Source organism: Streptococcus sp. NLN64 (assembly GCF_015831295.1).
Classification (GTDB): Bacteria; Bacillota; Bacilli; order Lactobacillales; family Streptococcaceae; genus Streptococcus.
Genome location: NZ_JADXDQ010000054.1, coordinates 1 through 11,582 on the forward strand (window position 1 = coordinate 1; position 11,582 = coordinate 11,582).

The 11,582-nt window shown below is 41.2% G+C and carries 11 protein-coding genes, 10 tRNA genes and 1 pseudogene; all 22 read right to left on the reverse strand.

Annotation, left to right across the window (positions count from 1 at the left end; translation table 11 throughout):
* Positions 1 to 442 precede the first annotated feature (442 nt).
* Positions 443 to 622: a hypothetical protein gene (locus tag I2503_RS07620; protein ID WP_196092444.1), complete on the reverse strand. Its 180-nt coding sequence runs from the start codon at positions 620 to 622 to the stop codon at positions 443 to 445.
* Positions 623 to 742: 120 nt separating this feature from the next.
* A pseudogene (locus I2503_RS07625) lies at positions 743 to 1,510 on the reverse strand (IS30 family transposase); the annotation flags it as partial.
* On the reverse strand, positions 1,509 to 1,760 hold the full coding sequence (locus tag I2503_RS07630; protein WP_196967566.1) for a hypothetical protein: 252 nt from the start codon (positions 1,758 to 1,760) through the stop codon (positions 1,509 to 1,511). The gene I2503_RS07630 and the pseudogene I2503_RS07625, both read right to left, overlap by 2 nt.
* A gap of 112 nt (positions 1,761 to 1,872) precedes the next feature.
* Positions 1,873 to 1,998, reverse strand: a complete 126-nt coding sequence (locus tag I2503_RS09805) for a hypothetical protein (protein WP_282097731.1) — start codon at positions 1,996 to 1,998, stop codon at positions 1,873 to 1,875.
* Between the two features lie 70 nt (positions 1,999 to 2,068).
* Positions 2,069 to 2,386 carry a hypothetical protein gene (locus I2503_RS07635; protein ID WP_196967567.1) on the reverse strand — a complete coding sequence of 106 codons (318 nt, stop codon included), beginning with the start codon at positions 2,384 to 2,386 and terminating at the stop codon, positions 2,069 to 2,071.
* A 5-nt stretch (positions 2,387 to 2,391) separates the two neighbouring features.
* Positions 2,392 to 5,073: a GbpC/Spa domain-containing protein gene (locus tag I2503_RS07640; RefSeq protein ID WP_196967568.1), complete on the reverse strand. Its 2,682-nt coding sequence runs from the start codon at positions 5,071 to 5,073 to the stop codon at positions 2,392 to 2,394.
* A 688-nt stretch (positions 5,074 to 5,761) separates the two neighbouring features.
* Positions 5,762 to 5,980, reverse strand: coding sequence for a hypothetical protein (locus tag I2503_RS07650; RefSeq protein ID WP_196092473.1), 219 nt, complete (start codon positions 5,978 to 5,980; stop codon positions 5,762 to 5,764).
* Between the two features lie 163 nt (positions 5,981 to 6,143).
* A complete protein-coding gene (gene plsX / locus I2503_RS07655) occupies positions 6,144 to 7,148 on the reverse strand; it encodes a phosphate acyltransferase PlsX (RefSeq protein WP_196967569.1) in 1,005 nt (334 codons plus the stop codon).
* On the reverse strand, positions 7,145 to 7,909 hold the full coding sequence (recO, locus tag I2503_RS07660) for a DNA repair protein RecO (RefSeq protein ID WP_196967570.1): 765 nt from the start codon (positions 7,907 to 7,909) through the stop codon (positions 7,145 to 7,147). The genes plsX and recO overlap by 4 nt, the downstream gene beginning before the upstream one ends.
* Before the next feature lie 221 nt (positions 7,910 to 8,130).
* The gene (locus tag I2503_RS07665) at positions 8,131 to 9,099 is read right to left on the reverse strand and encodes a ribose-phosphate diphosphokinase (protein ID WP_196092420.1); all 969 of its coding nucleotides are present in this window, start codon (positions 9,097 to 9,099) and stop codon (positions 8,131 to 8,133) included.
* A gap of 66 nt (positions 9,100 to 9,165) precedes the next feature.
* Positions 9,166 to 9,672, reverse strand: coding sequence for a rod shape-determining protein MreD (gene mreD, locus I2503_RS07670; protein WP_196092419.1), 507 nt, complete (start codon positions 9,670 to 9,672; stop codon positions 9,166 to 9,168).
* On the reverse strand, positions 9,672 to 10,487 hold the full coding sequence (gene mreC / locus I2503_RS07675; protein ID WP_196092418.1) for a rod shape-determining protein MreC: 816 nt from the start codon (positions 10,485 to 10,487) through the stop codon (positions 9,672 to 9,674). The genes mreD and mreC overlap by 1 nt, the downstream gene beginning before the upstream one ends.
* A gap of 65 nt (positions 10,488 to 10,552) precedes the next feature.
* Positions 10,553 to 10,640, reverse strand: a tRNA-Ser gene (locus I2503_RS07680).
* 2 nt (positions 10,641 to 10,642) lie between these two features.
* Positions 10,643 to 10,716: transfer RNA gene (locus I2503_RS07685), tRNA-Ile, on the reverse strand.
* Between the two features lie 37 nt (positions 10,717 to 10,753).
* Positions 10,754 to 10,824, reverse strand: a tRNA-Gly gene (locus I2503_RS07690).
* Positions 10,825 to 10,836: 12 nt separating this feature from the next.
* Positions 10,837 to 10,909 (reverse strand) — tRNA-Phe (locus tag I2503_RS07695).
* A gap of 3 nt (positions 10,910 to 10,912) precedes the next feature.
* A tRNA-Met gene (locus I2503_RS07700) sits at positions 10,913 to 10,986 on the reverse strand.
* A 14-nt stretch (positions 10,987 to 11,000) separates the two neighbouring features.
* Positions 11,001 to 11,090: transfer RNA gene (locus I2503_RS07705), tRNA-Ser, on the reverse strand.
* A gap of 5 nt (positions 11,091 to 11,095) precedes the next feature.
* Positions 11,096 to 11,169 (reverse strand) — tRNA-Ile (locus tag I2503_RS07710).
* Between the two features lie 24 nt (positions 11,170 to 11,193).
* Positions 11,194 to 11,267 (reverse strand) — tRNA-Met (locus I2503_RS07715).
* A 3-nt stretch (positions 11,268 to 11,270) separates the two neighbouring features.
* A tRNA-Pro gene (locus I2503_RS07720) sits at positions 11,271 to 11,344 on the reverse strand.
* Between the two features lie 134 nt (positions 11,345 to 11,478).
* Positions 11,479 to 11,552: transfer RNA gene (locus I2503_RS07725), tRNA-Arg, on the reverse strand.
* Between the last annotated feature and the right edge of the window lie 30 nt (positions 11,553 to 11,582).

Consider the following 11,582-nt stretch of genomic DNA (forward strand, 5'->3'; position numbering starts at 1 on the left):
TTCTCACTCCCCGTTCTCTATGCAGTAAGGGATACCAGTCCTCCTTTGTTAGGAAATTAGGATACCGAATCAAATAGAATACATTTTTAAAAATCTAGAGTCGCACCAAGGGCGGAGTCTACCCTTTTTTAGGGTGGTAAGACAGCAGACCCATCTTTATTTATAGAAAAGCTTGATCGTTCATAAAAATCATCAGAACTGCAATTGTTTATTGCTTGTTTCTGATGATTTTTTTGATAGTTACGCAAAGATATTCAGGGTATGAATAATTCGGGTTAAAGAAAACTCCAGGGTCTCTACAAATCCTGGAGTTTCTTTCCGTGCTCTATTACTAGAATCAGACAAATCTCCCTGAAAAGATCTATTGCCTTCTTCAGAGAGATCTACGTGTCTTTATTCAATTTCAACAGGGGAGACTTTCTCTCATCAAAGAATTGCCAGCTTACTCATTGAACCTTGCCTCATACTTTTGGTTAAATAGCCCTTGAAGATTAATAGTAGGAATTTTTTGAGCCTTGATAAGATCTTCAGTTGCAGGAGCTAGAAAATCCTCGATTTCCTGTAAAATCTCTTTATCTATTGGTTTTTCTTCCAAATAATCATCAGGAGAATAATAAGTCATAAATTTTCCATTTAGATCAGTGTGGTAAAAGTATAGACCTTTTTTTTACCAACTCTTAGATAGTATCCTCCATATTTGTTGGTGAAATATGCGTTGTTATTAAAATCTCCGATTGTCAAATTAAGCTAGACTATTAATATGACTCAGTAAAACTTGATATGGTGTGAGATAGTTTAATGATTTTCTTGGAATTTTATTCCTTTTATCAGCTATAGCTGATAAAAATTCTTGGGAAATTCCTGTGAAATCCATCTGTTTGGGAAGGCCATGTCGCCTCAATAGACCATTAGAGTGTTCATTTAGACCTCTCTGTCCCGGACAACCAGGATCTGCAAAGAAAATATCGATATCGTGAGCATTTGAAATGGATTTCCAGTTTGAAAATTCCTTCCCACAATCAAATGTAATTGACTTAAAGATATTCTTTGGAAGATGTGATAACCACTGATCAATTGAGGATTCAATATCACTTGCTTTTCTACCATCGGTTCTAAGTGTGATGATGGCTTTTGAAAAACGTTCTACTAGTGTAATAACTGCGCTTTTGTGTTTTTTTCCCACGATTGTGTCACCCTCAAGATGACCAAATTCTTGCTCAAACTCAGGATAGACTCTAGCCCTTTCCCGTAAGTCTCTACGGAAAGATTGCTTTCCACGTGTTTCCTTCTTACCATTCGGTTTTCGTTTACCTTTCCAAGGAAAGTTCTTCTTATCGAAAACACCGACATCTGCTAAACGATAAAGTGTTCTCATCGAGCAAGAAATCTTGTCTGGATAAGTACCTTTTATCACATCAAGACTCCAATCTTGTTCCAGATGTGTTTGAATAAACTCTTGTTCTGAAGTAGTGAGGGAAGTTAACTTCCTTCCGCAGCGCTTTTTGTGTCTAGCTTAATTTTACAAATTGGGAATATATAGTATGATCGTGTTCCTCGTCAAAGTGAACATAATCACCATTTGGTTCATTGATGAAGTTTTTATTTTCAACAGCCATAACCAATTCAGGTTTAGCACCTTCTTTTCTAGGCATGTTACTAGCATAATAGACAGAATAGCGGGCTAGATTATATTGAATATAACTATAGATGGAGCCAATAAGAATTATAAACACTCCAAATATTGTCAAATATTTTTTCATTTCCTTTGCCCCTGCAGGTTGCATTTGGGATAGTGACTTTGAAAGACTGCTTAAGATTGGTGAGATAAAGCGATTTTTAGAGAGATAAGAAACCAATTATCAACAAGTCTGGCTACTCGTTAAATCTTGCCTCATACTTTTGGTTAAATAGCCCTTGAAGATTAATAGTAGGAATTTTTTGAGCCTTAATAAGATCCTCAGTTGCAGGAGTTACTATACCCTCAATTTCTTGTAACATCTCTTTACCTAGCGGCTCTTCATTTTTATTGTCAACTATGGATGAATAATTTACAAACTTTCCAGTTGAATCAGTATTGAAAAAATAGAGACCATTTTTTTTTACTCATTCCTAAATAATACTCTTTATAAAAATACGTGAAATAAGCATTTTTATCTATATATATAGAAGATGTTTCTGCTTCATCAAAATGAACATTCTCAGTATTTGGCTTATCAATAAAATAAATGTTCTCCAAAGCCATAACTAATTCAGGTTTAGCACCCTCTTTTCTAGGCATATGACTAGCATAATAGACAGAATAGCGGTCTAGATTATATTGAATATAGATGTAGATTGATCCAATAAGAACCATGGACATACTCAGTATAATTACAAATTTCTTCATTTTCCTTATCTCCTTTTTCGACCTCTTTTAGCAGATGGTTTTGGTTTAAAGATTTGGGTAACTTTTGCAACTGCTCTAGTTATTGGTTTAGGAACAGCTCTTGCAATTGCTCTAACTATAGGTTTAGCTACAGCTTTGGCGACTCTCGCAATAGGTTGAGCAATTGTTCTTTTTGCTGGCATCATAACTTTATTTGTTGGTTTAGCAACTGTTGGAGTTGATTTTACAGTTCTGCGAGTAGCAGCATATTGAATTGGTTTAATGAATTTATTTTGGATGGTGTTTGAACCTTGTTTCATCATTTTGACAAGTGGTGCTGTTTTTTGAGCGATTAATGTGACGGCCTTTCTCGCTATCGATAAAGCAGGTTTACCAATTCTAGTTTGGTAGGCTTTTTTTACTTTTGCAATGCTAGCAGATATCGTACTCCTAATAGAGTTCGCTGTGTTTTGTAATGGTTTAAACACATTTTTTTGAAGGAAGTTGCCTGTATTTTTTAGTGCATGCTGAGTTAGTTTTTTTGCTGTCTGTAATGGATGTTTGCTTGCACGATCAAAAGATCCTTCAAAAACAACTTGGTCTAGGAGGCCTAAATTTTCACCAATATGTTTAATGCCTCGTTTTGTAAAAATACCATAAAGCCCTAGACCTACTCCTCCAAGAGTTAAGGTTGAAAACACGATCTCACTAGCTAGATTAAGCTTAGCTGTTGTTTTATCAGAACCATATACTTCATACAATAACTGAGTTCGCTTGGTTGTCAAATCTTGACTATAGTACTGAAGAAGTCGTTCATCAAGTGGTAAATCCTTATATTTCGGATGTCTGGCAAGAATAATTGCATCCATATCAGACAAATAGTCTTTTACACTTGTATTGGTAAATAAATCACCAACCAGAGAGTTTTGTTGAAGAAGAATATTCCTTTTCGCACTATCAGTCTGGTTAAAAGCAGACCACAAAAGAGTTGCGGGATTGGCGAATGGATTAACTAAGGGCTGAACAGCTAAACGCTTAATAAAAGCAGTATAGTCAAATACGCCATTTTGCTTTTCAAGTGAAGCTAATGTCGTCAACATATGTGGTAAATCAAGTGGATATTCTTTATCTCCCTCAATATTTCTATGAGTATTTGAAATAGTTTGTAGAACACGATTATTTTCTACTAATGGCTTCTCTAAATAAATATTAAATAGTTTCTGTAGCTTATCGTCCTTATAGGAGCTATGAGCAAGTGATTGAGCAATATCTCGGTTATAAGCAGCTTTATCATTGGGGTGTTGCTTTTTAGCTGCTTTTCCTGTCTGTTTAATATAATCTTGTACAGCTTTTACTTCCTCATCAGTGAATCCTGTATTTTTCCCAAACCACTCTCTTCCTTTCTTATCATTTCCGTTATCAGGTTTCGGTTTGTTGTTGTCTGGTTTTTGGGGTTTGCCAGTTTTCCCAGAAGGATTATTTTTAGGTGGAGCGGATGATGGGGTACTTGGATTAGCAGGTCTTGCTGGTGTCCAAGTAGGAGCATAGTAGGGATAATAAACTGGTGTTGGTGGGGAATAAGTAGGAGTGTAATTGATTTGCGGTCTCTGATTGTACTGTGGAATTGGTGCTGGGTAGGTTCTGGTAGGAACTGGATTGGTCCTAGTAGGTCGTGGTTTTGCTACAGAATTAACTGGTTTTGGTTTTGGTTGATTGTTTGCTTTGGTAGGTATTGTAGGTTTTTTAGGCTTATTAATTGTTATTGCTGTCGGTGGAACTTTATAGAGAACCTGATGTAGAAAGACGACAGGTGCTTTAGGAAGTGTCGGTTTAATGGCTTTGACAGCTAGTGGAGGTAGGGATGGTATTTCTTTTAATATTGGCTTTTTAGGGGCTGTCGGTTTATTTGAGACTGAATAAGTAGGTTCTGTTGGTTTAGTGGGTTTAGTGGGTTTACTTGGAGCTTCTAGTGTTTTGTTAAGGATATTTGGTTTGGTTGGGGCTACAGGTGGATTTCCTGGTTTTTCTGTGTTGATGAGGCCGCTAGCTTTGATGTCGGCGTTGACGGTAAACCATTGGCGAGAGCGATCTCTTAATTTACTAGGGTTTGCGGAACGGTTAATATCATTTGGATTATAGCGGATTCCAAATGTAAAAGAAATCTCTCCCCCTGTTACAAGGGCGACTCCAGCTCCATAATATTCATTGAGGTGGCCATCTTGGTCCCATTCAGAACGGTCAAATTTAGAACCATCTGCCTTAGCATTATTACTACCTCTGGCAGCTACGTACCCCTGTTCTCCGCTGACGGAAGATCCAGTAATGGGAATAAAGCTCAGATTCGATTCCAATTGGACCAACTCTTGCTCTCCAAATTCAAAGCTATTATTTCGAGAAGCAAAAGAGAGTAGGGCAGTCTTATCCTTGTCAAAGATGACAGGTGAGCCATCTTCGAAATAGTAGGTCATGGTTTGACGGATAGAAAAGTCGATCTGACCTTTATTATTTCCGTGTGTCCCCACATAAATCGTTTTGGTTGGATCGGTATAGATAAAAGCAGTAGCCTTTCCATCTTCCGCAAAAGTGGAGAGTAGTTCGTAGGTGTAGTCTAGGCGAGTGATTTTTTTTGCCATTGTAGGATGTATTGGCAAGATTGCTATAGAGTACTCGAATTGGTTTATTCTTTTCAAGAATGACTCCATAGCCATCACCGCTTCCTGCCGGTGTGCCAGAACCTACACCCGAAAATAGTTCAGCCTTACTAGTCAGTGGAAGATTGGTTATTGTTCCAGCAATTCCATCAAGGCTTGGACCGAAATCATGACTAGAGCTGATAAAGGAATTTACACCCTCAAATCGAACACTAGCATTTGGTTCAGACTTTGCAATGAGATATTGAGCATAGGCTTGACTTAGAAAGCCTTCTTTTCGGCTATCTTCTTGAGCTTTTGTAAGAGCCGCTTGGTAGGCTTTTTCAGCTTCTTGATAGAGACTTAGTTCCTTTTCATATTGAGCCTGTTTGCCTTGAAAGCTTTTTTGATCTTGTTCTTGCTCAGCTTTTTGCTTTTGGTAATGTTGTTCTTTGAGTTGGTAATCAGCTAGGTCTTTTTCAAATTGTCCTAGCTCTTTTTGGTAACTTTCTTTTAGCTGCTTGTTTGTCTGTTCTTGTTTTTGATAAGCTTCAAGTTCTTGTTGGTATTGGGTTTGTTCTTTTTCGTAAGTGGCTAATTCTTGTTGGTATTTATTCTGAGCAGCTTCTTGTTCTTTCTTACGATTTTCTTCAGCCTGTTGATGTTTTTCGATTTCTTTCAGGGCAGCCTCATAATTGGCTAAATCAGAAGTATACTGTGCTTTTTCAAGAGCATACTGATTTGTGGCCTCCTGTAATTCTTTACTTTATTGGTTGTAGACTTGACTGATGGCACCAATTGTAGAAACAGTTATGGGTTGGTCGTGAGCCAGAATGACCCCTTCATCCTTAGCTACTTGAATAGCTGAGGTATAGTCAGTAAATGAAGAACGGGGATTTACAATATTTTCCTCAGCTTGAACCTCTTGTGCATAGATCAAGGCAGGCGCTAGTAGAAGACTACTAACAAGCAAAGTCTTTTTCATTTCTTCTCCTTAAACTTTTCTTTTACTATTTTATTATAAATCGTCTAGAAAAATATACTGATGATTTTGATTGATAATGATTGCACAATTGAGTCATCGAAAAATATTGGTACCAAATTGAAAAAGGTTTTCGGGATCTACCTCCCAAAAACCTTTTTCAATTCTATACTGATTCTTCTTCCCTTTGGAAGACTCCCCTAGTTTGTTCTACAATCTGGCTATCCAAGATAGTAGCAACTTGTTTGAGGGTGTAGTAAATGGATTTGGCATCGCTAGATCCGTGAGCCTTGACAACAGGAGCTTTGACACCAAAGAGCATAGCGCCTCCAGCTTCCGTATAGTCTAGGCTCTGCCGCATTTCCTTGAGGCTTGGTTTTAACAACCAGGCTCCCAACTTAGCTCGTAGGCCACCTGCTAGGATGGTAGACTTGAGTTGGCTAAGGATGCCCAAGGCTGTTCCTTCCATGGTTTTAAGGACTGCATTTCCAGTGAATCCATCTGTCACCACTACATCAGCTACCTGATCCATAAGATCCCGCGCTTCAACGTTCCCTACAAAGTTGAGGTCCTCACGAGCTTCCAAGAGTTGATAGGCTTCCTTGCGGAGGGGATCTCCCTTACCGGCCTCGGATCCATTATTGAGCAGCCCAACTCGAGGGTTTTGGATCCCTCGAACCTGGCTGGCATAGAAGGAGCCCATGAGAGCATATTGCTCCAAATGCCCTGCTGTACTTTCCGCATTCGCCCCCAAGTCCATCATGACAAAGCCTTGACCATTTTTGCTTGGCAAGATCGTCAACAAACCAGGCCGGTCAATTCCTTTAATCCGACCAATAATGAAGAAAGATGAGGCTAACAAAGCACCGGTATTTCCAGCTGATAGAAGAGCATCTGCCTGCCCTTCCTTGACGGCCTTGGCCGCGAGGACCATGCTGGCATCCTTTTTACGCCGAATAGCCCGAGCTGGCTCATCATCCCCTTCAATTTTTTCCTTAGTATGAATGATCTCAATCCGATCGCTATTCTCAATGAGCGGTTGAATCTGATCTTGATCCCCATACAATTGAAACATCACATCGGATAGCTCATCACGGGCCCGTAGAACCCCCTCAACAATAGCCTGAGGCGCAGCATCGCCTCCCATAGCATCAATGGCAATACGTTTCATTTTCTCTCCTTCAACAGACTCCCCCACTCATCCAGGGAATCTAGAAATTTTTTGGCCTTCAAGTGAATGCCGACATATTCTTGGTAAAAAGTATCAAGGGTCCGACGTAAGTCAGCCTTGGTTTCAGTGGATAAACGGATGCTCTCTAATTCCTCCAGGGAAACAGCCTGGAACCGCTCAAGAAGGAAGAGACTGTTGGGATTAAAGTGAGCACGATGGACATCCTGAGCATAATGTTCGGGACACAGCACCCCGTCATAGACAAAACTATAGTCAAAGGGCAAACCTATCCGATGACAGAAGCAACACTCCGACAAGAGTAAACGTGTCCCAAAACGGTCCAAAATCTGCATCTCAAAGATCAAGGTCAATACCTCGTAATCCAGACCTTCCTCCATCAACTCCAAGGTCTTGGTCACAAATTGAAAAAGAGCTGGATCCGCTTGCCCATCCTGAATACTGGCATCCGCTAAAGCCAAAACATAGGACGCATAGGCCAGGGAATAAATATCTCCCTGAACCTTAGGATAGGACGTCTCCACACTGACTTCATCAATATAGCCCAGACCTTCCTCCCGAAGTTTCAGAATATAGTCCCCAAACACCAAAGGCTGAATCTGAGCCAAACGCTGGGACTTCTCCACATTACGGACAAAAAACATCCGCTTCCCAGCCTTCTCTGTAAAAATCTTCACCAGTCGGTCCTTTTCCCGATAGGGACGGTTGTAAAGAACCAAACCTTTGGATTGAACTGTCTCCATCAGCACCTACCTAAATAGTAAAAGGGGCTGAGCCAGCCCCTTTTCTTTTATAATCTTTTCGTTTATCTTTTATTACTGTGTTAGCTCGTCTTGCCGTACTTCATTGAAACTTTCTTCAAAAGTTTTATCAGCAAGCTCAAAATCTTCCTCAAGATTTTGAGCTGTCTGCGACTCGCTGCCTTGTACTAAAAGCAAACAAAAAGACTATATCATTCTGCTACCTACTTATTCTTACTCAAAGCAAATAAACTCGATAGAGGACGTTTTTCATGAATGCGAATAATTGCCTCTGCCAAAAGATCTGCGGTTGAGATTTGAACAATCTTGTCAATCAAACGCTCTTCTGGAAGATAGATCGTATCCAAAACGACCAATTTCTTAATGGCTGAATTCTGGATATTATCCATGGCTGGTCCTGATAAGACAGGGTGGGTACAGCTAGCATACACCTCAACTGCTCCCGCCTCTTGTAAGGCGTCTGCAGCGTGGGCAATGGTTCCCGCTGTATCAATCATGTCATCAATCAGAATACAGGTCTTACCTTCAACCTTCCCGATGATATTCATCACCTCGCTGGTGTTCATCTTGTCAACGGAACGACGTTTGTCAATAATGGCAATCGGTGTCCGTAGGAATTCTGCCAGTTTCCGTGCGCGCGTAACACCCCCATGGTCTGGACTCACCACAACATAGTTATCGCCAACCATGCCACGACGTTCAAAATAGTCCGCAATCAATGGAGCTCCCATCAGATGGTCCACTGGAATATCAAAGAATCCTTGAATTTGAGCTGCGTGCAAATCAACGGTCAACAGACGGTTAACTCCTGCTACTTGCAACATATCTGCCACAAGTTTAGATGTAATCGGCTCCCGAGCTCTCGCTTTCCGGTCTTGGCGAGCATACCCATAATAAGGCATGACCACATTAACCGACTCCGCACTTGCCCGTTTCAAAGCATCTACCAAAATCAAGATTTCCATCAAGTTATCATTAACCGGTGAGCTGGTAGATTGAAGAATGTAAACGTGTTTTCCACGAATGGATTCCTCAATATTTACTTGAATCTCCCCATCTGAGAACTGACGGACACTGGATTTACCCAATTCCATGCCAATCGCAGCTGCCACACGCTTGGCTAGGTCCTGATTTGACGACAGAGCAAACAATTTTAAATCAGAAAAAGACATGATTTCCTCCGCATTTTTTATCCCTTCTTCCATTTTAAACCTTTTCAAATCTTTTTTCAAATGAAATCAAGATTTGGCTAGGAAAAAACGAAAAAGAGGGGTTGCCAACAAACTTAAAAGGAGATTAACAGCCAAACTAGGGGCAAGACTCAGAGCCACAAAATCCGTCCAATTCAAACTGGCCATCCCAAAAAGACTGGCAGCCCCAAAATAGAGACTTTCAAAAAGACTGATGAGGAGAACTGTTGCGAGTAGAATGGTCCAGGTATTTCGTAAAAACAAACGATTCAAACTCGTTACCAAGAGAACGCAGAGAGGCAACAGTACAAAAAGAATGCCAATGGAATGGAAGACATAACTATCCATAAGAAAACCGGCGATCAAGCTTGCCCCTAATAAAGTAAAGGTTGAATAAAAAACCGAAGCAAAGAGCAAGAAAATCAGACTAGCATGAAACACAGGATACCAGTGACTAGGAATCAGATAGGACAAGAATAGGGAGGATTGCTGGTCTACAAACCAAAGCAAGAGAAAGAGACCAAGGATTTGAAAAAGATTCCAGACTGCTTTCATTATTGACCTACCACACTAACTGTTGAAAAATCTAAACTGCTTGCGGACATCTTAACGTAGACTTCACGCTCTAAGTTATTGCTATTCTGCTTACTGGACTCAACTTGCCCCAAAGGAATATCCTTCACCGGCATATTTCCCAAACCAGACGTCATCACACGAGCCCCTTTTGGAATCTCATCCGAAGCGTTGAGCTGGCTCACCGTTACTAGCTGCTGTACCGGATCATAGGACTTAATAATTCCAAAAATATCTTTAGAACCTGTATTGATTTTAACAGGAATCGCTAAAGGTTCTTGTTCCGAAGTCAAGAGGGAGACAACACTGGTTTCGTCAGAAACTTCCGAAACCTGACCCACGAGTCCACCATGAGCAACGACATACATATTCTCGACAAGCCCATCTTGTGAACCTTTATCAATCACTAACCGATTAGACCAAGTAGCTGGTAGACGATCGATAACCCCTGCCTGGATGACTTTGCGGTCCTTAAACTGGGACTGCAAACCTAACTGTTGCCGCAATTCTTCATTCTCCTTCTTAAGGGAGTCAACCTGATTCACTTCCTCATCCATGGCATAGAGACGCTGCTTTAAGTCCTGATTTTCTTCATAAGCATAAAATAAATTAGAAAAATCTGTTTCCGCTTGCCGCAAAGCCCCAAAAGGCAGATGCAGTAAACGACTCAGAAAAGCAACACCTCGATTGGTTTGCTGAACAATGACTGAAGAGTAAGAAAAAAACAGTAATCCCAAGACAAGAATCGAAGCTAAACCTGTGAGGAGAACTGTTTTTGACATGCGAAATTTTTTCATACATCCACCACTAAAAAAGGATAAAATAAGAAGGCTAGGATAAAATCCCAACCTTACTTTCACGACGGAGAATGGGGGATTCGAACCCCCGCGCCGGTTACCCGACCTAACGATTTAGCAAACCGTCCTCTTCAGCCTCTTGAGTAATTCTCCTATGGGCACGAGTGGACTCGAACCACCGACCTCACGCTTATCAGGCGTGCGCTCTAACCACCTGAGCTACGCGCCCAAGTTAAAAACTTGGTATCTTGAACATAAAAGTTCAAAGCGGGTGACGAGAATCGAACTCGCGACAACAGCTTGGAAGGCTGTAGTTTTACCACTAAACTACACCCGCTTATAAAAGAAATGGCGCGAGACGGAATCGAACCGCCGACACATGGAGCTTCAATCCATTGCTCTACCAACTGAGCTACCGAGCCAAATTGCGGGAGCAGGATTTGAACCTACGACCTTCGGGTTATGAGCCCGACGAGCTACCTAGCTGCTCCATCCCGCGCTATTCTTAAAACAAGGAGGATGTGGGATTCGAACCCACGCACGCTTTTACACGCCTGACGGTTTTCAAGACCGTTCCCTTCAGCCGGACTTGGGTAATCCTCCAAATATGGACCTTGTAGGACTTGAACCTACGACCACTCGGTTATGAGCCGAGAGCTCTAACCAGCTGAGCTAAAGGTCCAAGCAAGATCGATACTAAAAAACATAGCGGCGAAGGGGATCGAACCCCCGACCTCCCGGGTATGAACCGGACGCTCTAGCCAGCTGAGCTACACCGCCATATCGGGAAGACAGGATTCGAACCTGCGACACCTTGGTCCCAAACCAAGTACTCTACCAAGCTGAGCTACTTCCCGTAACTATAAATTCGGTTGTATCTCAGCTGTAGAGTACTTGCTAAGTAGATTTGCTTCGCAAATCCTCATCCGCAACCTCAAAGCTAAACTTTGAGCTCTACCAATCCGAGTTACTTCCCGTATTATTGTTTACATGCACCCTAGAGGAGTCGAACCTCTAACCGCCTGATTCGTAGTCAGGTACTCTATCCAGTTGAGCTAAGGGTGCTCATTTGCCGAGGACCGGAATCGAACCGGT